Annotated in this window: 19 protein-coding genes; 7 read left to right on the top strand and 12 right to left on the bottom strand. The window is 58.4% G+C overall.

Going from position 1 to position 24106, the window contains the following annotated elements; all coding sequences use genetic code 11:
- Positions 1–49 precede the first annotated feature (49 nt).
- The 5 genes from CLM72_RS04660 to rplM all read right to left on the bottom strand — a co-directional run bounded on the left by CLM72_RS04660 (position 50) and on the right by rplM (position 3735).
- On the bottom strand, positions 50–829 hold the full coding sequence (locus CLM72_RS04660; RefSeq protein ID WP_014716911.1) for a cytochrome c1: 780 nt from the start codon (positions 827–829) through the stop codon (positions 50–52).
- Entirely contained in the window at positions 829–2040 is a 1212-nt protein-coding gene (locus CLM72_RS04655) for a cytochrome bc complex cytochrome b subunit (RefSeq protein ID WP_003188526.1), read from the bottom strand. The genes CLM72_RS04660 and CLM72_RS04655 overlap by 1 nt, the downstream gene beginning before the upstream one ends.
- Positions 2040–2633: a ubiquinol-cytochrome c reductase iron-sulfur subunit gene (gene petA, locus CLM72_RS04650; RefSeq protein ID WP_003188524.1), complete on the bottom strand. Its 594-nt coding sequence runs from the start codon at positions 2631–2633 to the stop codon at positions 2040–2042. The genes CLM72_RS04655 and petA overlap by 1 nt, the downstream gene beginning before the upstream one ends.
- A 266-nt stretch (positions 2634–2899) precedes the next feature.
- A complete protein-coding gene (gene rpsI, locus CLM72_RS04645; protein WP_002555064.1) occupies positions 2900–3292 on the bottom strand; it encodes a 30S ribosomal protein S9 in 393 nt (130 codons plus the stop codon).
- Between the two features lie 14 nt (positions 3293–3306).
- The gene (gene rplM / locus CLM72_RS04640; protein ID WP_003188508.1) at positions 3307–3735 is read right to left on the bottom strand and encodes a 50S ribosomal protein L13; all 429 of its coding nucleotides are present in this window, start codon (positions 3733–3735) and stop codon (positions 3307–3309) included.
- A 250-nt stretch (positions 3736–3985) separates the two neighbouring features.
- Between rplM and CLM72_RS04635 the strand changes: the two genes are divergently transcribed.
- Entirely contained in the window at positions 3986–5026 is a 1041-nt protein-coding gene (locus CLM72_RS04635; RefSeq protein ID WP_105225770.1) for an NADP(H)-dependent aldo-keto reductase, read from the top strand.
- Positions 5027–5139: 113 nt separating this feature from the next.
- Here CLM72_RS04635 and CLM72_RS04630 read toward each other — a convergent pair whose 3' ends face one another.
- Entirely contained in the window at positions 5140–6276 is a 1137-nt protein-coding gene (locus CLM72_RS04630; protein ID WP_105225769.1) for an acyl-CoA dehydrogenase family protein, read from the bottom strand.
- A gap of 220 nt (positions 6277–6496) precedes the next feature.
- On the opposite strand from CLM72_RS04630, the gene CLM72_RS04625 reads away from it, so the two are divergent.
- The gene (locus CLM72_RS04625) at positions 6497–7417 is read left to right on the top strand and encodes a GlxA family transcriptional regulator (protein WP_177430947.1); all 921 of its coding nucleotides are present in this window, start codon (positions 6497–6499) and stop codon (positions 7415–7417) included.
- A 138-nt stretch (positions 7418–7555) separates the two neighbouring features.
- Here the strand turns inward: CLM72_RS04625 and zapE are convergent, their stop codons facing one another.
- The 3 genes from zapE to CLM72_RS04610 form a co-directional block, all read right to left on the bottom strand.
- Positions 7556–8650, bottom strand: a complete 1095-nt coding sequence (gene zapE / locus CLM72_RS04620) for a cell division protein ZapE (protein WP_003188500.1) — start codon at positions 8648–8650, stop codon at positions 7556–7558.
- A 79-nt stretch (positions 8651–8729) separates the two neighbouring features.
- Positions 8730–10085: a tryptophan--tRNA ligase gene (locus tag CLM72_RS04615; RefSeq protein WP_105225767.1), complete on the bottom strand. Its 1356-nt coding sequence runs from the start codon at positions 10083–10085 to the stop codon at positions 8730–8732.
- Between the two features lie 16 nt (positions 10086–10101).
- On the bottom strand, positions 10102–10731 hold the full coding sequence (locus CLM72_RS04610; protein ID WP_073843252.1) for an alpha/beta hydrolase: 630 nt from the start codon (positions 10729–10731) through the stop codon (positions 10102–10104).
- Between the two features lie 146 nt (positions 10732–10877).
- Here CLM72_RS04610 and CLM72_RS04605 point away from each other — a divergent pair, with 146 nt between their 5' ends.
- Positions 10878–11315 carry a YhcB family protein gene (locus CLM72_RS04605; RefSeq protein WP_003171734.1) on the top strand — a complete coding sequence of 146 codons (438 nt, stop codon included), beginning with the start codon at positions 10878–10880 and terminating at the stop codon, positions 11313–11315.
- 196 nt (positions 11316–11511) lie between these two features.
- Here the strand turns inward: CLM72_RS04605 and CLM72_RS04595 are convergent, their stop codons facing one another.
- The 3 genes from CLM72_RS04595 to CLM72_RS04585 form a co-directional block, all read right to left on the bottom strand.
- Positions 11512–13236, bottom strand: coding sequence for an ABC transporter ATP-binding protein/permease (locus CLM72_RS04595; protein ID WP_105225765.1), 1725 nt, complete (start codon positions 13234–13236; stop codon positions 11512–11514).
- Positions 13237–13335: 99 nt separating this feature from the next.
- A complete protein-coding gene (locus tag CLM72_RS04590) occupies positions 13336–13896 on the bottom strand; it encodes a response regulator transcription factor (RefSeq protein WP_003171731.1) in 561 nt (186 codons plus the stop codon).
- A complete protein-coding gene (locus CLM72_RS04585) occupies positions 13889–15151 on the bottom strand; it encodes an ATP-binding protein (RefSeq protein ID WP_003188495.1) in 1263 nt (420 codons plus the stop codon). Before CLM72_RS04585 ends, CLM72_RS04590 begins: the two co-directional genes overlap by 8 nt.
- Positions 15152–15365: 214 nt before the next feature.
- Here CLM72_RS04585 and CLM72_RS04580 point away from each other — a divergent pair, with 214 nt between their 5' ends.
- From CLM72_RS04580 to CLM72_RS04565, 4 genes are all read left to right on the top strand, one after another.
- Positions 15366–17813 (top strand): dermonecrotic toxin domain-containing protein, encoded by a 2448-nt coding sequence (locus CLM72_RS04580; RefSeq protein ID WP_146120429.1) that lies wholly within the window; start codon positions 15366–15368, stop codon positions 17811–17813.
- Between the two features lie 125 nt (positions 17814–17938).
- Positions 17939–18652, top strand: a complete 714-nt coding sequence (locus CLM72_RS04575) for an SIMPL domain-containing protein (protein ID WP_034126285.1) — start codon at positions 17939–17941, stop codon at positions 18650–18652.
- Between the two features lie 184 nt (positions 18653–18836).
- Positions 18837–22181 (top strand): dermonecrotic toxin domain-containing protein, encoded by a 3345-nt coding sequence (locus CLM72_RS04570; protein ID WP_105225763.1) that lies wholly within the window; start codon positions 18837–18839, stop codon positions 22179–22181.
- Positions 22182–22278: 97 nt separating this feature from the next.
- Positions 22279–23880 carry an ABC transporter substrate-binding protein gene (locus CLM72_RS04565; protein ID WP_105225762.1) on the top strand — a complete coding sequence of 534 codons (1602 nt, stop codon included), beginning with the start codon at positions 22279–22281 and terminating at the stop codon, positions 23878–23880.
- The last annotated feature ends 226 nt before the right edge of the window (positions 23881–24106 follow it).

Here is a 24106-nt window from a genome sequence, read left to right as displayed (position 1 = left end):
AGAGATGCCGCTGGGCGCGCAAGATTAACAGCAATTGCTTACGGTTGGATCAATGCACATCCTTCCAGTATTCACGCTTGAGCAAATAAGCGAATACAAAGAAGAAAGCCAGGTACAGCAAGACGTAGGTACCGATGCGCTGATGCTGCAGTTTGACCGGGTTGGCCGAGTAGGCCAGGAAGGTCACCAGGTTCTTGACCTTCTCGTCGAACTGCTCTTCGTTCAGCGTACCGGTCTTGGGCACGATGGTCAGTTGATCGCACGCTTCATGGGTCAGCGGCGTGCCGGTCAACGGATCATATTGCTTCTTGCCGTCTTCAACGACCTGAACCTGTTTGCATCCTACCACCTGGCGCCCCTGCAGGCCGACCAGAACGTTCGGCATGCCGACGTTCGGGAAGACTTTGTTGTTCACGCCGTAGGGGCGTGCAGGGTCTTCGTAGAAGGATTTGAGGTAACCGTAGAGCCAGTCGGTACCGCGTACACGAGCCACCAGGGTGAGGTCGGGCGGCGCAGCGCCGAACCAGGTCTTGGCGTCGGCCGGCTGCATGCCGATGTTCATGTGGTCGCCGATCTTGGCACCCGTGAACACCGCGTGGCTGAGCATCACTTCATGGGGGATTCCCAGGTCATCGGCAACGCGCTCGTACCGTTGGAACTTGGCGCTGTGGCACCCCATGCAGTAGTTGGTGAATGTACGCAGCCCATCCTGCATGGCGGCTTTGTCAGACACATCGATATCGACTTTTTCCAGCTGCGCACCATGTTCGGCAGCGAAGGACAGTAGCGGCAGCGCCGCAAGCACGAATGCAACGAGTAATTTTTTCATCAGCCAGTCACCCTTTCCGGAACCGGTTTGGTCTTCTCGAGCCGGGTATAGAACGGCATCAGAATAAAGTAGGCGAAGTACAGGAAGGTGCAGACCTGCGACAGCAACGTCCGCTCAGGGGTGGGCGCCAATACACCCAACACACCCAGGATCACGAACGAAATGCAGAACACCCACAGCCAGATCTTGCTCAGCCAGCCTTTGTAGCGCATTGACTTGACCGGGCTACGGTCGAGCCACGGCAGCACGAACAGCACCGCGATGGCCGCGCCCATGGCGATCACGCCCATGAGTTTGTCGGGGATCGCACGCAAGATCGCGTAGAACGGCGTGAAGTACCAGACCGGGGCAATGTGCTCAGGTGTCTTGAAGGCGTTGGCCTGTTCGAAGTTAGGCTTCTCCAGGAAATAACCACCCATCTCCGGGAAAAAGAACACGATCGAGCAGAACACAAACAGGAACACGACCACGCCGACAATGTCTTTCACGGTGTAGTACGGGTGAAACGGAATGCCATCCAGCGGGATGCCGTTTTCGTCCTTGTGCTTCTTGATGTCCACACCATCCGGGTTGTTGGAACCCACTTCGTGCAGCGCCAGGATATGCAATACCACCAGGCCCAGGATCACGATCGGCAAGGCCACCACGTGCAAGGCGAAGAAGCGGTTCAGCGTGATGCCGGAGATCAGGTAGTCACCACGAATCCACTGGGTCAGGTCGTTGCCGATCACCGGGATTGCGCCGAACAGCGAGATGATCACCTGGGCGCCCCAGTACGACATCTGGCCCCAAGGTAGCAGGTAGCCCATGAAGGCTTCGGCCATCAGCGCCAGATAGATCAACATGCCGAAGACCCAAACCAGCTCACGAGGCTTCTGGTACGAGCCGTAGAGCAGGCCGCGGAACATGTGCAGGTAGACGACGATAAAGAACGCCGACGCGCCGGTGGAGTGCAGCAGGCGCAGGATCGAGCCGTACTCGACGTCACGCATGATGTATTCGACAGAAGCAAACGCCTCTTCCGCCGACGGCGTGTAGCTCATCGTCAACCACACGCCGGTGACGATCTGGTTGACCAGCACCAACAGGGCCAGGGAGCCGAAGAAGTAGAAAAAGTTGAAGTTTTTCGGCGCGTAATATTTGCTGAGATGGTCTTCCCACATTTTAGTGGCGGGGAAGCGCGCATCCACCCAATCCATGAACTTGCTCATCACGCGTTCTCCTTGTCGAGGCCAATGACAATGATGTCGTCAGATTCGTAATTGTGAGGAGGAACCGGCAGGTTCAGGGGGGCGGGCTGGGATTTGTAGACGCGGCCCGCAAGGTCATAGTGGGAACCGTGGCACGGGCAGAAATAACCGCCGACCCAGTCTTTGCCCAAATCGACAGGCGCCACTTCCGGGCGGAAGGTAGGTGAGCAACCCAGATGGGTACAAAGACCAACCAGCAGCAGAATCTCTGGCTTGATCGAACGTGCTTCGTTCTTGGCGTAGGCGGGCTGGTCGGACTTTTCGGATGTCGGGTCAGACAGCTGGCCTTCGATCTTCTTCAGATTCCCCAGGATTTCCTCGGTACGACGAACAATGAAAACCGGCTGGCCGCGCCACTCAGCAATCATCTGCTGGCCTGGCTCGATCTTGCTGACATTCACCTTCACCGGTGCACCTGCGGCTTTCGCCTTGGCACTGGGAAACCATGACCCCACGAACGGGACCGCAGCCCCCACCGCTCCTGCAGCACCCACCACGGATGTGGCTGCTACCAAGAAGCGACGCCGGCCTGCATTCACGCCGTCATTGCTCATTCAGTCCTCTCCCATCAGCTTTTTGGCCTGTTAAATCAGGCGTCTACTAAGTGTTGAATCTTTACTTATAAAAATTTTGACGGATGGTAATGAAAAGCCCCACGTATGACAAGGGAATTGCCCGGAGCTCCGTCTCCAGGCCTTGTAGTATAGGGGGTCTACGGATGTGGCAAGTTGTCACGGCGAAAAATGTGCATAAATCGCAGGCAATAAAAAACGCCCAGCTCCGTGAGGAGGCTGGGCGTTTTTGTGGAACGTAAAGCGAATTAACGCTTCGAGTACTGCGGACGCTTACGCGCTTTACGCAGACCGACTTTCTTACGTTCAACTTCACGAGCATCGCGAGTCACGAAGCCAGCTTTGCGCAGAGCGCCACGCAGGGTTTCGTCGTACTGCATCAGAGCGCGAGTGATACCGTGGCGGATTGCGCCAGCTTGACCACTTACACCGCCACCGATAACGGTGACGTAGATGTCGAACTTTTCAACGGTCTCGGTCAATTCCAGCGGCTGACGAACTACCATGCGGGCAGTTTCGCGACCGAAGAAGTTGTCCAGGGAGCGGTTGTTGATCGAGATGTTACCAGTGCCCGGACGCAGGAAAACGCGTGCGGTTGCGGTTTTGCGACGGCCAGTGCCGTAATTTTGAGTCGCCGACATAATGAACTATTCCGTTAAAACTTCAGTTCTTGGGGCTGCTGAGCAGCATGAGGGTGTACAGCGCCCGCATAGACTTTCAGCTTGCGAAACATATCGCGACCCAGTGGGCCCTTAGGCAGCATGCCTTTGACCGCGATTTCGATCGGGGCTTCAGGCTTCTTGGCAATCAGGCCTTCGAAGTTGGAAGACTTGATACCGCCTGGGAAACCGGAGTGACGGTAGTACATTTTGTCGCTTGCTTTGTTGCCGGTTACACGAACCTGCTCAGCATTGATGATGACGATGTAGTCGCCGGTATCAACGTGCGGGGTGTATTCAGGCTTGTGCTTGCCACGCAGACGGCTGGCGACTTCAGTGGCCAGACGACCCAGGGTCTGACCAGCGGCGTCGACGACAAACCAGTCGCGCTGAACTGTTTCCGGTTTTGCAGTAAAAGTTGTCATTCTTTAATAGCCTCAGGGGCCGCCTGTAAATTTAGACGGCGGATCTTACTGAATAGTGCGTACTTTGACAAGGTCAAAGGCAGCCGGATACAGACGCTATCGGGGGCTCGGGTCGGCGCGTCCGTTCAACGGCAAGATTCTTCGGCAGGCGGCGCATCACTTCCACTGCAGAAAGAGGTGGGCAATTATGCAGATTGCGAAAAAAAATTCAACCTGCTTTTATGATTGTTTTCCCCCGAAGGAGTACCCGATGGATTACCGACAGCTGGGCCGCACCGATCTGAATGTCAGCGCGATCGCGTTGGGCACCATGACCTGGGGCGAGCAGAACAGCGAGGCAGAGGCCTTCGCGCAGATCGAACGGGCCAAGGCCGCGGGGATCAACTTCCTCGACACTGCAGAAATGTACCCGGTGCCGCCCAAGGCCGACACCTATGCCACCACCGAGCGCTACATCGGCAACTACTTCAAAAGCCGTGGCGACCGCGCCGACTGGATCCTTGCCAGCAAAATCGCCGGCCCCGGCAACACCATCGACTACATCCGCGATGGCCACCTGCGCCACAACCGCAAGCACATCGGCGCAGCCCTCGACGCCAGCCTCAAGCGCCTGCAGACCGACTGGATCGACCTCTACCAACTGCATTGGCCGGAGCGCAGCACCAACTTCTTCGGCCAGTTGAGCTACAAGCACAAGGACGAAGACGACCTCACGCCACTGGAGGAAACGCTCGAAGCCCTGGATGAACAGGTGAAGGCCGGCAAGATCCGCCACATTGGCCTGTCCAACGAAACGCCGTGGGGCACCATGAAGTTCCTCGCCCTGGCCGAAGCCCGCGGCTGGCCACGTGCAGTGTCGATCCAGAACCCCTACAACCTGCTCAACCGCAGCTTTGAAGTGGGCCTGGCGGAAGTTGCCATTCGTGAGCAGTGCGGCTTGCTGGCCTATTCGCCTTTGGCGTTCGGCATGCTCAGTGGCAAGTATGAAGACGGCGCACGTCCGGCCAAGGCGCGCCTGACCGAGTACAGCCGTTTCAGCCGCTACTTCAACCCGCAATCGGAAGCGGCGTGCAGCCGGTATGTGGCGTTGGCGCGCGAGCATGGCCTGGACCCGGCGCAGATGGCGCTGGCGTTTGTGACACAGCAGCCGTTTGTGACCAGCAATATCATTGGGGCCACATCACTGGAACAACTGGACAGCAACATCGCCAGTGCCGAACTGAAATTGTCGAAAGAGGTGCTGGATGGGATTGAGGCGATTCAGAAGGATCATCCGAATCCAGCGCCTTGATTGATCCTTAGACCGCTATCGCAGGCAAGCCAGCTCCCACATTTGAATGTATTCACAAATCGGAATGTGGGAGCTGGCTTGCCTGCGATGAGGCCATCAAGAACACCAGTACATCAAAGCGCCCGCGCAATGATCTCCTTCATGATCTCATTGGTCCCCGCATAAATGCGCTGCACCCGAGCATCCGCCCAGGCCCGGGCAATCGGGTATTCCCACATGAAGCCGTAGCCGCCATGCAACTGCACGCACTCATCGAGCACCTTGCACTGCAGGTCGGTGGCCCAGTACTTGGCCATCGCCGCCGTGGGCACGTCCAGCTTGCCTTCCAGATGCAAGGCCATGCACTGATCGACAAACACGCGGCCAATCTGAATCTCGGTGGCCATCTCCGCCAGCTTGAACCGGGTGTTCTGGAAATCGGCAATCGCCTTGCCGAACGCCTTGCGCTCTCGCGTGTACTCAAGGGTCCATTGCAACGCCGCTTCGGCTGAAGACAGCGCGCCAATCGCCACGGTCAGGCGTTCTTGCGGCAGTTCCTGCATCAGGTAGGCAAAGCCCATGCCCGCCTGGCCCAGCAGGTTTTCCTTGGGCACGCGCACATCCTGGAAGAACAGCTCCGAGGTGTCCTGCGCCTTCATGCCGACTTTCTCCAGGCGCTTGCCCTTGTCGAAGCCCGGCGTGTCGGCTTCCACCAGGAACAGACTGGTGCCCTTGGCGCCGGCCTTGGGGTCGGTCTTGGCGACGACAATCACCAGATCGGCCAGGTAGCCGTTGGTGATAAAGGTCTTGGAGCCGTTGATCACGTACTCATCACCCTCCAAAACCGCTGTGGTCTTGACGCCCTGCAGGTCGGAACCAGCGCCCGGCTCGGTCATGGCAATGGCCGTGACCATCTCCCCGGAGATCAACTTGGGCAGGTACTTGTGCTTCAGTGCTTCACTGCCGTAATGCAGGATGTAGGGCGCGACGATATCCGAGTGCAGGGAAAAGCCGATGCCGGTCAAACCCAGGCGGCTGACTTCTTCGATCACCACCGCGCTGTAGAGAAAATCCGCGCCCAGCCCGCCATATTCCTCCGGCAGGTGGGAACACAACATGCCCGCCTCCCCCGCCTGGTTCCACAGGTTACGGTCGATATAGCCCTGCTTTTCCCATTGCCCATGGAAGGGCACGGCGTGCTTTTCGAGGAAGGTGCGCACGCTCTCACGGAAGAGTTCGTGCTCCGAGCTGAACAAGGTTCTGGGGATCATGGGTCACCTGCGTGGATTGTCGGACAAGGACGAGCCCACAGAGCCTATGCCCCGAAGGCGTCACGGGACACTGGACACATGCGACAAAAAATAAGACGATCCAGCCGTCTGGTGACCACTTTCCCCTATAAGAATAAATGAAATTATGTCTAACCAAATCTCCACGCCGTTGCGGCGCGTCAGCATTTTGGCCATTGATCGGGTATTCGCTTCAACCCTCATGCAAGCCAAGGATTTCTTCCATCTCGCCAGCCTGCGCCATGGCAAACAGCAAGGCCTGGGCCTGACCCCAGGGTTCGAAACGCGCCTGGTCAGCCCCGACGGCCAGTCAGTGCGCAGCTTCAGCGATGTAATCATGCCGGTGGACGGCGGCCTCGAAGACGCCGACATTATTGTGCTGCCAGCTTTCTGGGACGACTTCGATGCCCTGTGCACCCGCTACCCGCAAGTGCTGCCGTGGCTGCGCGAGCAGCACGCCCGCGGCGCCGTACTCTGCGGCGAGGCCACCGGGGTGTTCTGGCTGGCCGAAGCCGGGCTGCTCGATGGCAAGGAGGCGACCACCTACTGGCGCTTCTTCAATGCCTTCAGCGAGCGCTTCCCCAAGGTGCAGCTCAATCAGGACAAGCACCTCACGGATGCCGATAACCTGTATTGCGCCGGCGGCACCACGTCGGCCTGCGACCTTTATATTTACCTGATCGAACGCTTCTGCGGCGCCAACATCGCCCAGGCGGTGGCCCGCGACATTCTCTATGAGGTGCAGCGCAACTATTCACCGGGGCGGATCGGGTTTGGCGGGCAGAAGCTGCATCAGGACGTGATCATCCTGCAGATCCAGCATTGGCTTGAAGAGCACTTCGCCGACAAATTCCGCTTTGAAGACGTCGCCCGGGAACACGGCATGAGCATCCGCAACTTCATGCGCCGCTTCCAGGCCGCGACCGGTGACAAGCCGCTGCATTACCTGCAACGCCTGCGCATCGAGACCGCCAAGGGCCTGCTCTCGGGCAGCCGCAAGAGCATCAAGACCATCAGCTACGAGGTGGGTTACGACGATGCGAGTTTCTTTGCGCGGTTGTTCAGGCAGCACACGGAGTTGTCGCCCAACCAGTACAGGCAGCAGTTCCAGCAGGCCGCCTGATCTCAGGCAGACATAAAGCATTGTGGGAGCTGGCTTGCCTGCGATGACGGTGTATCAGCCAGCCTATAGCTGACTGATACACCCCCATCGCAGGCAAGCCCGGCTCCCACATTAGATCTCCATTGAGCCGGAGATTGATTAAGGCTTGTGGCCGCGCGACAGGAACTCGTGGGACTGCATTTCCAGCAGGCGGCTTAGGGTGCGCTGGAATTCGAAATTCAAGCGGCCGCCGGTATAGAGGTCCTTGAGTTCGACTTCCGCCGAGATGATCAGCTTGACGTTACGGTCGTAGAACTCATCGACCATGTTGATGAACCGTCGGGCGATATCGTCGGTGGTCACGCCCATCTGTTCCACACCACTCAAGATCACGGCGTGGAAGATCTTGCCCAGCTCGATGTAATCGTTCTGGCTGCGTGGCCCATCGCACAGTTGGCGGAACTCGAACCAGGCCACATCATCGCAGGTGCGCAGTGCGATGATTTCGCGGTTCTCGATCATCAGCTTGTCGTTTTCCACCGCCTGGGTGCATTCCGGCGTCAGGGCACGGAAGCTTTTCTTCAGGCTTTCGTGTGCTGCTTCGTTGAGCGGGAAGTGGAACAGCTCGGCTTGCTCCAGATGACGCAAGCGGTAGTCGACGCCGCTGTCGACGTTGACGATATCGGTGTTCTGCTTGATCAGCGCAATGGCCGGCAGGAAGCGCGCACGTTGCAGGCCGTCCTTGTACAGGCCATCGGGCACGATGTTCGACGTGGCCACCAGGGTCACACCGTTCTTGAACAGTTCTTCCATCAGCGTGCCAAGGATCATGGCGTCGGTGATGTCAGAGACGAAGAATTCATCGAAGCAGATCACCCGGGCCTCTTGGGAGAAACGCTTGGCGATGATGGTCAGCGGGTTTTTCTCGCCCGGCAGGGTCTTCATCTCTTCGTGCACGCGCTTCATGAAGCGGTGGAAGTGCGTACGCACCTTTTCCTTGAACGGCAGTGCTTCAAAGAAGGTGTCTACCAGGTAAGTCTTGCCCCGGCCCACGCCGCCCCAGAAATACAGGCCCTTGACCGGCGTGTGGTCTTTCTTGCCAAACAGCTTGCTGAACATCCCTGGCTTGCTTTGCGACGCGGCCACGAGGTCCTCGTACAGGCGCTGCAAATGACGCACGGCATTTTCCTGGGCCGCGTCGTGGAAGAACTCGGGGCGTTTCAGATCAGCTTGATATCGTTCTAGGGGCGTCATAATTTCGTTAGCAAGGCAACAAAAACGGGCCGACACTGTAACGACGGCCCTGGATAATGGCAATCAACCCTTGGTCGGGTTAATCCTCGATTGGGGTCAACGCAGCGCGCAAAGCGGCGATGGCGGCATCGCGAGATGAAATCTCTTCGAAGAAAGGCCCATCTGCGATGCAGTAGCCTTCCAGCCAGACGCTGAAGGTGGTTCCTTCTTCGCGAATATCCAGTGCCTTACCCGACTGAAGATCTTTAGTTGCAGCGCCTGCCAACTTACCATCAGAAAATTTGCGCGAAACCAGAAGCTGTTCACCGTTAGGCGCCAGCAGGCGGAAGCGGAAGCTGCCATCGTCTTCGCGGAAGCTCACAAACCGTGCAGCCTTCGCTGCTTTTTTCTTGGTGGCGACCGGCGCCGCCGTCTGGTTGACGAACGAACGCAGGCCCACCGCTTCACGCAGCTCGGCCAGGAACGGTGCCGCCACAGCGCGGGCCTTCTTGGCGCCGACCTGCAGCAGGTCCTCCATGTCCGATGGGCGCGCCATCAGTTGATGGTAACGCTCGCGCGCTTCGCCGAGCTGGCCGTCGAGCAGTTGGAACAGACGGTTCTTGGCCTCGCCCCAGCCCAGGCCTTCTAGCAGCTCACCACGGAATTGGGCTTCCTGGGCCTTGCTCGCGAACGCCTGGTACAGGGTGAACAGGTGCGAATTGTCCGGGTCCTTGGCTTCGCCTGGCGCGCGGGAGTCGGTGACGATCCGCGAGATCGCGTCCTTCATGTCCTTGGCGCTGGTGAACAATGGGATGGTGTTGTCGTAGCTCTTGGACATCTTGCGGCCATCCAGGCCCGGCAAGGTGGCCACGCTTTCTTCGATCAGTGCCTCGGGCATGGTGAAGAATTCTTTACCGTTGCCGAACAGGTGGTTGAAGCGCTGGCCGATGTCGCGGGCCATTTCCACGTGCTGGATCTGGTCGCGGCCCACCGGCACCTTGTGCGCGTTGAATATCAGGATGTCCGCTGCCATCAGCACCGGGTAGCTGTACAGGCCCATGCTGATGCCCGCATCCGGGTCTTCACCGTTTTCCACGTTCTTGTCCACCGAGGCCTTGTAGGCATGGGCGCGGTTGAGCAGGCCCTTGGCGGCAACGCAGGTCAGCAGCCAGGTCAGCTCGGGGATTTCCTGGATGTCCGACTGGCGGTAGAAGGTCACCCGGTTCACATCCAGGCCACCGGCCAGCCAGGTCGCGGCGATTTCCATACGCGAGCGCTGGATGCGCTGCGGGTCATCGCATTTGATCAGGGCGTGGTAGTCGGCCAGGAAGTAGAAGGAATCGGCATTCGCGTCTTCGCTGGCGAGGATCGCCGGGCGAATCGCACCGGCGTAGTTGCCCAGGTGCGGCGTGCCGGTGGTGGTGATGCCGGTGAGGATACGGGTACGGGTCGTCATGGGTGATCGCTTGTCATCAATTCGAAAGGCGTGGCAGCACCAGATCCTTGAGATCGGTCAGCTTGCCGTGAAAAAAGTGTCCGCATTCTGCCACTTTCAGCAACTCATGGGGGCGTTTGAGGGCGGCGGACCAGTCGTAGACCAGCTGCGGGTCAACCACTTCGTCGCTTTCCGGTTGGATCAGGGTCAACGGGCAGCCCAGCGGTAACGCGTCGGTATCGCGCAGGCGCATCACCGCAGCGGCGATCATGAACAGGTGTGCGAGCTTTTCACCTTTGGCTTCCAGGCGGCCGCCGAGGCTGGCGGCCACATACCCACCGAAAGAAAAACCCAGCAAGGTGATTGGCAGGTCCGGGTGCTTTTCCCGCAGCCAGGTGGCGGCCGCTTCAGCATCGTCGACCTCACCGGTGGCCATATCGTGAGTACCGGCACTGGCACCCACGCCACGGTAATTGAAGCGCAAAGTAATCAAACCCGCATCGCGGGCAGTGCGTTGCAGGGTCGAGACGACTTTATTGAGCATGGTCCCCCCCTGCACCGGGTTAGGGTGGCAAACCAGCGCCAGGCCACGTGGTTCGGGGTGATCCAGGTACAAGGCTTCCAATTGGCCCACCGGGCCATCGATCAAAACGGGGGTTTCACGCATGAGCAAGGATGAACTCCGTGACCTCTCAAGGGGTCGACTCGTCTAGCTAAAAGTCTGTGCATGGCATCATTGCGAGCTTAATCGCGGTATACAGCGCAGGTTTGAGCCGTTAACGTAAAGCAAAGCCGTTTATAGAGGAAGGACTCGTGGAACACTCGCTCTTAGTTTGGTTGTTGCCGACTCTTGCCCTGGTTGCCGGTGTCGCCATTGGTTTCCTGGTTGCCCGCCTGCTGCCGAATGCCGCGCCTAACCGCACGCAGCGTCAGTTGGATGACATTCAGGAACGTTTTGACAGTTATCAGAACGAGGTTGTTACCCACTTCAACAGCACCGCGACCCTGGTCAAGAAGCTCACCCAGAGCTACCAGGAAGTACAGGATCACCTCGCCGATGGCGCTAACCGCCTGGCCCTCGACGACATCACCCGCCAGCGCCTGCTGGCCGCGCTGCATTCCGATGCCCCGCAAACCCCACGGGAACGCCTGACCCCGCCTCGGGAAAACCAGGAGCCACCACGGGACTACGCGCCAAAGACGCCGAACGCTCCAGGCATGTTGGATGAGCATTACGGCTTGAAGAAGTAAGTCATCTTCGAGCAATAAAAAAGCCCGGCTGATCGATGATCAGCCGGGCTTTTTGTTGGGTGCCTGAACCATCAGACAACACCATGCCCCTGTGGGAGCTGGCTTGCCTGCGATAGCGGTGTACCCGTTGACACACCTGCCTCAGGCACTCCGCCATCGCGGGCAAGCCCGGCTCCCACATTGAGCGAGCAGGCGCTCAAGTGAGTTGTTGTTCCTGCAACCGCCCACCGTCAATGCGCACATACCGTCCATGGAAACGCTTGAGGCTGCTGCGGTGGCCGACGCTGACGATGCTCAGCCCCGGTAACTCATCGATCAACGCCTGGTACAAGGTTGCTTCGTCTTCTTCATCCATGGCCGAGGTTGCCTCATCCATGTACAGCCATCGCGGTGCAAACAACAACGCGCGGGCAAAGGCCAGGCGCTGTTGCTCGCCGGGCGAGAGCATGCGTTGCCAGTGGTTGGCTTCATCCAGGCGGCTGACCAGATGGGGCAGGCGACAGGTTTCCAGCACCTGTGCATAACGTTCTGGTGAATAGACACTGTCGTCCTGTGGATAACTCAACACGGCCTTGAGTGTACCAATCGGCAGGTAAGGCTTTTGCGGCAGGAACAGGTAGCGCGTCGCCGGCAAGCGAATGCTGCCATGACCGGCGGGCCACAGATGCCCCATCGCCCGCAGCAAAGTGCTCTTGCCGCTGCCGGAACGCCCGCTGAGCATGACGCGCTGACCAGGCTCCACGGTCATGTCGGCGTCGGTGAGCAAATGGCGGCCGTCGGCCAGGTCCATGCCCAGGTCGTTGATTACCAGGCGCTCGCCTTCAGGGCGCACGTCGATCGCCGGCGTGCGTTGCTCGTTGTCGCTCATGGCCTGCTGGAAACTCAGCAGACGGTCGCTGGTGGCGCGCCATGTCGCCAGCTCCGAATAGGCGTTGATAAACCAGCTGAAGTTCTCTTGTACGTTGCCGAACGCCGAGTTGATTTGCATCAGCTCGCCCAGCTCGATCTTGCCAGTGAAGTAGCGCGGCGCGGCGACGATAAAGGGGAAGATGATCGCGATCTGGCTGTAGCCAGCGGTGAAAAAGGTCAGGCGCTTGGACACTTTCATGATGTCCCAGAAGTTCTGCCAGACCTTGCCGAAGCGCGAACTCAGGCGTTGCCTTTCATTCGGCTCGCCGTTGTACAGGGCAATACTTTCGGCATTCTCACGCACCCGCACCATGGAAAAACGCAGGTCCGCTTCGAAGCGTTGCTGTTGGTTGCTCAGGCCGATCAAGCGCCGGCCGATCAAGTGCGTCAGCCAACTGCCCACAGCGGCGTACAGCAGCGCACACCAGAACATGTAACCGGGGATGGTGACGCCGAACACTTCGATGCTACCCGAGACGCCCCACAGGATGATCGAGAATGACACCAGGCTGACCACGTTACGCAGCAACCCAAGGCCCAGGCTCAAGGTACCGGACGTGAAGTTGTTAAGGTCTTCGGAAATCCGCTGGTCCGGGTTATCGGTGTAGCCGCCCTGCTCCAGCTGGTAATAATTCTTGTGGGCCAGCCAACGGCTGAAGTGTTTTTCGGTGAGCCAGGCGCGCCAACGGATCGTCAGCATCTGGGTCAGGTAAAGGCGGTACACCGCGCCGAGTATCGCCACCGCCGCGATCCCGCCGAAATAGCCGATCAGTTGCCAGAAGGCCGCGGTGTCTTTCTTCTCCAGGGCGTTGTAGAAGTCTTTGTACCAGTGGTTGATCCACACGGAGATCGCCACGCTGAACAGCGACAGGCCAATCACTGCGGCCAGCAGCAGCCAGGCCCTGCCCTTCTCTTCACTGCGCCAATAGGGTGTGATCATCGCCCAGGTTCGGCGGAAGAATTGCCCACGCACCGCGTCGTTGACCGCGCGATATTCAGCGTTCTGATTCATCGTTCAGGCTCGGTAGGAAAAAGTCACAGGCGTTTGAACCGATCATAGGTGATCGGTTCGTGCGTCCGTGCAGCCTGAAGTGAGTTGTTCAGTCGCCGTTCAGCGTCGTACCGGGCGCTTCTGCAACTTGCGTTGCAGCGTGCGGCGGTGCATGCCCAGGGCGCGGGCGGTGGCGGAGATGTTGCCTTCGTGTTCGGTCAACACGCGCTGGATGTGTTCCCACTGCAGGCGGTCCACCGACATCGGATTTTCCGGCACCAGGGTGTCGAGGTCGGCATGCTCGGACAGCAAGGCGGCCAGCACGTCGTCGGCATCCGCGGGTTTGCACAGGTAGTTGCAGGCGCCGCGCTTGATCGCCTCGACGGCGGTGGCGATGCTGGAGTAACCGGTGAGGATCACCACGCGCATTTCCGGATCGAGTTCCAGCAGCTTGGGCAGCAGCACCAGGCCCGAGTCGCCGTCCATTTTAAGGTCGAGGGCGGCGTAGTCCGGCAGGTCGGCCTGGGCGATGGTCAGGCCTTCTTCGGCAGAACCTGCGGTGCTGACGCGAAAACCGCGCCGGCTCATGGCGCGCGCCATCACGCGGGTAAAGGTCGCGTCGTCATCTACCAGCAACAGGTGCGGCAGTTCTTCGCCTTCGACTTGGATCTCGTCACTCATCGATATCTCCTCGTGCGACACGGGGCAGGCGCAGCTCGGTGAGCGTGCCACCTTCCTCATGACTATAGAGCTTCACTGAGCCGCCCGCGCGGGTCACGCTAGCCTTGCTCAAAAACAGGCCCAGGCCGAAGCCTTTGCCCTTGGTGGTAAAGAAGGGTTTGCCGATTTGCTCGGCAATGGCCAGCGGCACGCCCGCGCCGTGGTCACGAATGCTGATGGTGACGTTTTCCGCGTCCCAGTCCAACTGCACCCCGAGGCCTTCAGGGCAGGCGTCGGCTGCATTGTTCAGCAAGTTGAGCAGCGCCTGGGTCAGGTCCGGCGGTGGCGCCATGCGCGGTACGCTGCCTTGGCCCAACAGGTTGAAACGGTAACTGGCTTCGGGACGCATCAGGTGCCAGCGGTTGAGTGCCTCATCGAGCCACTGGGTGACGTCTTGCATTTCGACCGCCAGACGACGATTGGCTTCGGCGGCGCGCACCAGTTGCTGCAGCGTCAGCTTGCACTGCTTGACCTGTTCCTGCAGCACACTCAAATCATCTTGCAGGGCCGGGTCGTGATGGTCCTGGGTCATTTCCTTGAGCAGCACGCTCATGGTCGCCAGCGGCGTGCCCAACTCATGGGCGGCGCCAGCGGCCTGGGTGGCAACGGCCAGCAGTTGCTGGTCACGCAGGCCCTCTTCACGGCGAATGGCGCGCAGTTCTTCCTGGCGGCGCAATTCTTCGGCCATGCGCGCGGCAAAGAAGGTAATGACTGCCGCAGACAAGGCAAAGCTCAACCACATCCCGTAGATCTGCAGGTTTTCCCGGGCGATGGGGAATGTCTGCAAGGGGTAGAACTGCGCCAACAGCAGGGTGTACAGCGTCAGCGCAATGCCCGACAGCACCACCGAATAGCGCCACGGCAGGGTGACGGCAGCGATGGTCAAAGGCACCAGGTAGTAGGAGACGAAGGGGTTGGTAGAACCACCGGAGAAGTACAGCAACACGCTGTGGATAAACAGGTCGCAGGCCAGTTGCAGGGCGTATTCCAGCTCGGTCACAGGCCAAGTGGTGCGCAGTCGAATGGCGGTGAACACACACAATACGGTGGAGAAGCCCAGGGTCACGGCCAATTGCAGCCAGGGCAGCGGCAGCAGGTCGAACCAATAGGCAAGCCCGACGGAACCGGCCTGTGCGGCCAATACCAGGGTGCGAATGAACGTCAGGCGCCAAAGGTTCTGGCGGGTGGCGGAAGTCAGTTTTACGGCGGCGAGCATGAGCTCTCCTGATGAGCGCTGCAGGTATATCGCACCGAGTATAACCAAGACACGAGGACGGCAGGGCTTATGCGGCAAACCGCCACAGCGCGGCCTTCTCCTGCCCACATAATTTGGCGCATTACTTACAGGAACCAAGGTGAGCATCGGACCACCCAGAGGCCTACCGCCCACCGATGGGCATCATCATGCCTCGCCACTCAGGAACGCTTTCATGCAGATGAATAACGCACTCCCCACTCAAAGGCCCTACACCGCTGAACCGCCATCAGGTGCCACTCTTAGCCGCCAGCGACGTGCGATAGACCAGAGCCCAAACAACGAGCAATACCTCGTGGAAAGCGTGCGCAGGGATTTATCCAATAACGGTGGTGACGGTTACGAACTCGTCAGCGTGAACCACGATCCCGGCAAGACGGTGGGAGCCCATGACAAAACAATTGTACCCGTGGATGTGGGGATCAATATCGACAGCGCCAGCAATGCCGAGAACCTGGCCTTGGCCTTCAAGTCGGTAACGCAAGATGCCGCGCAGACGGTCAAGCAACTGTTCAAAGACAAGTGGAACCTGGACATCGACCCTGACAGAACGTATCTGACGACTTTCAATTACAACACTACCGGCAAGCCGCCCTACCCGGCCAAGCTGGTCGAACAGATTACGCTGACGGACGCCCTGGTAAAAAACAGCCAGACCACGCCCGAAGGAAGAGGGGCGCTGGTTCCTCATTATGTCGGCGGCCCAGCAGTGAGGCTGGTCGATCACCTGCCCCATATTGCACCAGGCGTATTCGACTTCGCCGACCGATTCAACCCCAATCGCGAGTCGGCCCACATTACCCACACCTACCAAGGCATTTATACCGCCTCCACGCCCGGCACCCCGCAGGTCTATGCGCCTTCAACCCAGCTGTCCGTGTCGCCAAAGGACTTCAAGGAGCAAGTCTGGGCCACCGACTTCCAGCGCCCCTACATCGAGTTCCTTAACGACTTCTGGGACAAGCACGACCGTCAATACCCTATTGTGGCCAAGGCGGCACTCGTCAAAGCTGCACACTCGCAACATCAGGAGGGCAGCCTGACGCAGGAAGACAAACAACTGGTCCTGCGCGCAGCGGGGCTGCCTGGCAACACCCTGGCCTGGGCCGATACGCTGTTCAACGACCTCACACGCCCGACGCGGCCCGATCCTGGACTAGACGTAGGCCTGTTGAGCGTAGGGCAATACAAATCCACCGACCTGATGGTGATCACCGACAAAAACACCCGCCAGGGTGCCGATGGCAAACCGATCAACCGCACACTGCTGGTCATCCCGGGCAACTCTTCGCCAATCCACGCTTTTGACAGCGTAGAGCAAATGAAGCAGTGGTTGGCGAGCCAGGCCGCAGACCCGGAAAAACTCAAGGCACTGGAAGGACACTTCACCTTCAAGGACTTGAACAGCGGCCCGTTCAAAAGCGGCGTGCGTGAAATGCTCAAAGGGATGGCCGTGTGGCCCAAATATGCGCACCACCGTACCTGGCCTCCTGCAACGACCTTGAGCCTCCAGCGCTTCAACGCCACCGGGCGTTCAAATACCGGCCCTGATATCGACGCCACCGCCGATGTCTTTCAACAGATCGGCCAACGCCAATACGATCGGTCGTTCGACGACGCCAAGTCGCAGATCACCTCCGATGCCGACGTCACCAAAGCCAATATCCTGTCTGGCCTCAGCAAGGCAGCCATGATCGCGATGCTCTTTGCCCCGGTGGCCATCGCCGTGCCCGAAGTGGCTTTGGCGTTGGATGGGCTGTACATCGCCTCGGGTATCACCGAAGCAGGCATTGGCGCCGACGATTTGGCCAAGGGCAAACCCGGCGGCGTCGGTCATTTGATTTTTGGCGTGCTCAATGCCGCGCTGCCTGTAGCCACACGCGTGCTGTCCCAGGCCGGTACAGTGGTGGAAGAAGGGGCCTCGGCCAGTTCGCAACGCCCCGTTGAGCAGCCAGTGACTGATGCCCATCCGGGCAAGCCCTCGGTCGACCTTAACGTCGACAATAACTTTGCCTCCTTACTCCCCGAATCGGAACCTGTGGCGCCGGTCTCCGAAACACTGTCGACGGACGGTAAGTTGGTCACCCTCACGGGCACCAAGGATAACCTGGTCAAAGTCGAAGACAACCTGCACATTTTCACCGACATGAATAAAAATGGTCTGGAGCATCGCCTCAACATCATTGGCCACGGCGATGGCACCCATATTTATTACAAAGGCGGCAAACACACCCCGCAGGGGTTGTACAACACGCTCAAGCGCAATGGCATCTTCCCGGAGAGCTATGACAATATTCGCATTCTGAGCTGTTACTCCGGGGCGCAGGGCGAGAACTCCTTCGCCGCTCAATTTCAGCGACTCACCGGACGCCCAGTGAAAGGCTATGTAGGTGAACTGACTGCCAGATACTCCCCTGAAGAGATCCTGGGAGATAACCAGACAATCTACGAAAGTGGCAAACCCCCTGTAACCTTCGATCATCCCAGTCCCGACGATGGCGTTTCGGGTAAAGAATTCAAGCCGGTGAAGACCAACCCGTATTCGATTTTCGATCACCCGTTCAAATGGTGGAATTTCAGCTACAAGCCTGTAACGTTTACTCCAAAAGGGGCCACCCTGTAACAGGGTCCTCGCGTGGCGTGAGGGTAGCGCACGCCACGCTGAAATTTATTTGTATTGGGTAAACCCGACGAACCCCAAGGCTACGTCTACAGTCTTACCGAACACGAATATCCCCAGGAGCTTCCATGTCTCGTTTCACTCGCAGTGCAGTTGTTCTCACCCTCAGCGCCAGCGCCCTGGCCAGCCTGCCGGCCATGGCCGCCGATGCACTGAATTACAACCAGATCTCCCTGCGCGCCGAAGTCAGCCAGGAAGTGGCCCGCGACAAGATGATCGTCACCCTTTACACCGAATCGCAAAACGCCGACCCGGCCAAGCTCGCGGCCGAAATCACCACCACCCTGAACCAGGCGCTGGGCCAGGCTCGCGAAGTCAAAGGCGTGACCTTGCGCCAGGGCAGCCGCAACAGCTACCCGATCTACGACAGCAAGAACCAGAAGATCACTGGCTGGCGCGAACGTGCAGAACTGCGTATGGAAAGCGCGGACTTCCCGGCACTGTCCAAACTTACCGGCGAGCTGCTCAACACTCTGAAGATGGACAGCATGGACTTCGCCATCGCCGATGCCACGCGCAAGGCCAGCGAAGATGCGCTGCTCAAAGATGCCGTGGCTGCATTCAAGGCGCGTGCGCAACTGGCTACCGATGCACTCGGTGGCAAGGGCTACAAGATCGTCAACCTGAACTTCAACACCAATGGCTACCCGATGCCCTACGCCCGCAATGGCGGCATGATGATGAAAGCCGCCATGGCCGATTCAGCACCGACGCCTGAAGTGGAAGCCGGCACCAGCCAGGTCAACATGAGCGCCGACGGCGTGATCGAAGTTTTACAGTAACTTTTTTAGACAGGACAACGGCGCAACCCCACGGGGCTTGCGCCTTTTTTTTGCGCGTTTGCGCCACGTCATATCCAGCAGTACATCTCGCAGGAATCAAGTGCCCGGCCTCTACGACTCATTACTGCCATAGCTACCAGGGAGGGATGTGCTGGCAATTATTCATACAATGAGAGCCGAATTTATGTCCCTGTCACTCAACTCAACCCACAGGTTATCGCTGCCACTCGTAGTCGCCAAACCGACGTCGGCCATTCAAGCGCAGGCGACACCGCCCACTGCAAAAACCGCCCAACCCGACGAAACAGCACTGCTCAAGGCCTATCTCGAGGCCGCACAACGTAAGGTGTTACACGGCAATGCCGGGCTTATAACCGTGCCGCCCCAGAGCACTCTGGGCCAGTGGCTTGGGCTGTATCGCATGCATTTGGAAAACGCCGTGGTACAAGGCTGGCTGCAGGAACAACACTTCGCCCCGGACACCTTGCTTTCAATCAACCCGTCTACAGGTACCTTGTCCGCCAAGGTCGAGGGCAAAACTAAAACCTTCCATCTCTCGGATTCATCAGGCTGGGGACAAATTTCAGGACCATTGCTGGACGCCGCAAAAGTTATCGCCCCTGGAAATAACGGTGATTTACGTGTGAGGCTGGGCAAGGACTCCATCAAGGTCAGCGCAAAAGTGGTGGCCAACTTTGAAGGTGTGCCCCTTCCCCAAAAGCTGTCACAGGCTCGAACACAAATAAGGCACCTGGAACACAAAGACACCTTCGATCCTATCCCCGCCGATGACCGCCTGCGCCCTGCCAGCAGCCGCTCGCCACAGGCGCTGCAAGTGCAAAAACACAACGCCGCCAACTACTACAGCACCGCACCACAAGCCTTGGCTTACAAGCGCCTGGCCGTTGACGTCGCCGACAACCTGCCCAATACGCGGGCAGAGGCCAAAAAGTGGGCGGATGACCTGCTGCTCAAACTCACGGGCAAACCTATCGACTCCGACACCGTGTACTTGAACCGTTTCAAAGGTGGCGAAAGCGCAGACACGGCGACCGGCTGGGAACACACCTTTCAAGAACCCTGGTCTTCGCTGCGCTTGCCCGACGCCTTGCTGAAGAACTTCTCCGAGCACGACTGGGTGCCCGGCAACCTGGACCTGGAAGCGGGGCTGTATACCCAGCCTGCTGGGCAAAGCGAAAAAGGCGGCTACGGCAAACACAATCAAATCGACCTCAAGCCCTCCCAAGTGATGCATGAAAGCTGGAAAACCGACTTTCAGACCCAAATGACCCAGAAGATCGACCATTTCTGGAGCACGCATAACGACGAGTATGAGACGACGATCAAAGGTGAATTCATCTTCCAGGCCCGCAAGCAATTGAAAAGCGCCGAGAGCAGACCCCCTCTTGAACGTTCCTTGCAAGCGCCCGAGCACCAGTTCACCCGTGACGACTACCGTTTGGTGATGGGTGCTGTGTCCAACCTTACGCTCGATGAAAACGCCCCGATCACCGTGGAACAACTCAAGGCCAAAGCACCGGCAAACGGCAACGTTCAAGCGCATGCCCTGAGCCTCCACGGGGTTACGTCCAGCGATATAGTGAGATTCAGCGCTGCGGACGGTGGCCGGCAAGTGCTCTATATACCGGGCGCCGAACCCGCATTCTTGCGCTTTGATTCTATTGAGAAGCTGGATCAGTGGCTGCTCGAGCAAGCCAAGGACCCTGCAAAACGCGAAGCACTGGCGGCTCACTTCCCGATGATCTATCGCCAGGACCAGACCAAGAGCTTTGCTGAACGCGCGGCAAAAGTACTGATGCCCATTCTGTGGTTCACCCATGTAGGCGAAAAGAAGGATGGCCTGGACACCCTCTTGGCGAAAATGGCCAGTGGTGAGTTGAAGGGGTCAGCGATTGACCGCAGCCACGCTGCCATTAAAGACGACGTTTTTTCCACATTGGCGACGGCCGCCACAGAGCGGATGAACAGTGACGCCGATGTGGTCATCAAGTCCAACAGCGAGGAGATTCGCGATACCTGGCTGAACGACATCACCGTAGCCGCCGGCCTGCTGGTCAAACTCGCGCCCATCGCCGCGCCCGTAGCCGCCGCAGCGGTGGCGGCCGGGTTGACCGAGGTGGCGCTAGGGGCAGAAAAAACCTCGTCTGGCGACACCGTGACAGAGCGGGATGAGGGCGCCTCCAAAGCGTTCGATGGCTTACTCAATACAGTGTTTTCCTACGGTGCCAGTGCTGTGCCGGAAGACCCTTTTACACTGCCCGCAGAAAGAGAACTACCGAGCCTTAAGCCCCAGCCCCTCCCCAGGGCAAACGCTCGCGAACCACAACCTGGGCCGTCCACAGGCACCCCTGTGGTTATCGACTCCATTAACGCCCCACTCCCCAGATCCCGTTCACTCATTCCAATGGCGCAATATGCCGTCCCGGAGGGTGAACAACTGATAAAGAACGCGCCTCGCGACGCGTTGGGTGTTTATCGAGTAACCGACAGCCAGGGAGCGTTGCGCCAGTTCGTGCGCCTTACCGATGAGACGGGGGCGAGCAAGGTATTTGAGATATCGGGGCGTTACCGGACCGGCGATGCATTTGCCAGAGTCATCAACCACGATAACGGCGCGGGGCTGATGGTCATCACACCCGGGCGTAATGGAGAGTGGGCCCGGGCACCGGGCGATGGCGGGATAAAATGGCCGTGGCCGTGGCAACGTCCTGAGTCCCCGACACCCAGTAACGATTTAAAAACGCCTGCACATGTATCGGATAATTTTATTGAGTTAGACGGCACCAAAATGAAAGGCGCTGACCTATTCGACAAGTATTTCAACGTTGCAGAGCAAGCGAACTATAAATATGGCGTCACTTTCAGGGAAAATAACGGTATTTTAGAAAATCGTCCTGTCTTTTCCTGGACAGCAGACAGCGCGGATTTCACCGTACTTGCATCGGAAACAGCCTCCCCCTCCTCGTTTGGTAGCAGCAATTACTCCGAATACTTTATCAAAGACATCGACCGGGACCCTTACACAATAAGACGCCCTGGCCTGGAGAACGTTGAGATCAACGTACCCCGGCAGCTAGCAGGAATGACCATCCCAGATAACTTAGGAGGGGCAATTCGTGAGGGTCTGGTAAGGGACGGGATCGATACATTTGAGCGCACCGTGCCCAATCCTGACATGCGAGCGGCAATTTCAGAGGTTGCTCATCAAGGATCTTCCGCTCCTGCGTGGTTTGAATTGCAACCTCCGCGAGTGAAAGACGGCTATAGCAGCAGCGTTAGCAACCGGCAGTACTTCATCGACTACAACCCTCTAAAAAATGAGACCGAGGTCACAATAGTCACCCAATGGCACCTGAAATATGATGTTAGAGGTGAGTCCACCCTCGTCGATGACGTGAACATAACAGCCACTCGGACTTTCACCCTTCGTGAAAGTAATGAAATAGACGGCCCGCCCGTTACAATCGATAAATCGGCCCCCACCCGTATAGAAGTATCCCCCGCATAAAGGTATCCCCTACCTAAGCCAGTTGAACGGCGGTAACCTCGGTGACCGCCGTTTTTGTTTGGGCTGCTTTAAGATGCCCGCCGCCTCAGGGGTCTCCATGGAAAAAATCGCCGTCAAGCCACTGCTCCTCGCCGCAAGCCTTCTGGCCTTTATACCAATGACCCAGGCCGCCACCACCCTGGTCTACTGCTCCGAAGCCAGCCCCGCCGGCTTCGACCCCAGCCAGTACACCAGCGGCACCGATTTCGATGCGTCCGCCGAAACCGTGTTCAACCGCCTGACCCAGTTCAAGCGCGGCGGTACCGAAGTCGAACCTGGCCTGGCCACCAGCTGGGATGTTTCCAAGGATGGCCTGACCTACACCTTTCACCTGCGTGAAGGCGTCAAGTTCCATACCACCGACTTCTTCACCCCGACCCGCGACTTCAACGCCGATGACGTGCTGTTCACTTTTAATCGCCTGCTCGATGCCGACAGCCCGTTTCGCAAGGCCTACCCCTCAGAGTCGCCCTACTTCACCGACATGGGCTTGAACACCACGATCAAGAACGTCGAAAAACTCGACGAGTACAGCGTGCGGTTCAACCTGAACACGGTCGATGCTTCGTTCGTGCAAAACCTGGCCATGAGCTTCGCCTCTGTGCAATCGGCCGAATACGCCACCCAGTTGTTGAAACAAGACAAGGCGGAGCAGATCAACCAGCAACCGGTCGGCACCGGGCCGTTTGTGTTCAAGCGCTACCAGAAAGACTCGCAGATCCGTTATGTGGCCAATAAACAGTATTGGAAACCCGAGGATGTGAAGCTCGATAACCTGGTGTTCGCCATCACCCCGGACGCCGCCGCGCGCCTGCAGAAACTCAAGGCGGGCGAATGCCAGGTCAGCGGTTACCCGCGCCCCGCCGATATCGAGGTGATGAAGCAAGACCCCAACCTGCGCGTACTGCAACAAGCGGGCTTCAACCTGGGTTTCCTGGCCTATAACGTGACTCACCCGCCGCTGGATCAACTCAAGGTTCGCCAGGCACTGGACATGGCCATCGACAAGCCCGCAATCATCAAGGCCGTGTACCAGGGCGCCGGGCAATTGGCGCAGAACGCACTGCCTCCCGCGCAGTGGTCTTATGACCCGAAAATCCAGGACGCCCCCTACGACCCGACCAAGGCAAGGTTGCTACTAAAAGAAGCAGGGGTTGCACCAGGTACCACCATCAACCTGTGGGCAATGACCGTACAACGCGCCTCAAACCCGAATGCGCGGATGTCTGCACAAATGATTCAACAGGATTGGGCCAAGGTAGGCATCAAGGCCAACATCGTCAGCTATGAGTGGGGCGAATACATCAAGCGCGCCAAAAATGGCGAACACGATGCAATGATTTATGGCTGGACCGGCGACAACGGCGACCCCGATAACTGGCTGGGCGTGCTCTACAGTTGTGCTGCGGTCAAAGGCAGCAACTACGCCAAATGGTGTAACCCGGCCTATGACAAGCTGGTGCAGCAAGCCAAGGTCAGCAGCGACCGCGAGCAGCGCATCAAGTGGTATCAGCAGGCACAGAAAATCCTTAAGGAACAAGTACCTATAACGCCTATTGCGAACTCGACGGTTTTCCAGCCTATGCGCAAGCAAGTGCGTGACTTCAAGATCAGCCCGTTTGGGCTAACGCCGTTCTACGGTGTGGGTCTAGATAAGTAACAGCCGCGCCCCAACCGAGTGCGCTAGACGCCTCGGCTGGGCTTTTTTGGTGCGCCATTTGCACCGAAAAAACCCTCCAAACAGGCACTTTTGTGTCGAAACTTTCATAATTGCGACATTCCTGTACGTTCGTACCACAGTTTTCCCTTTGCAACCGCTCTGCATCTTGCATTGGGTATGGCGCCTGCATAAGTATCCGCAGGCCGACTCACGAGGTCGCCCTCAC

The organism is Pseudomonas sp. MYb193 (assembly GCF_002966775.1).
Lineage (GTDB): Bacteria > Pseudomonadota > Gammaproteobacteria > Pseudomonadales > Pseudomonadaceae > Aquipseudomonas > Aquipseudomonas paracarnis.
Note: the sequence above shows the minus strand (reverse complement) of the source record. Positions and strands in the feature narration are given on the sequence as shown.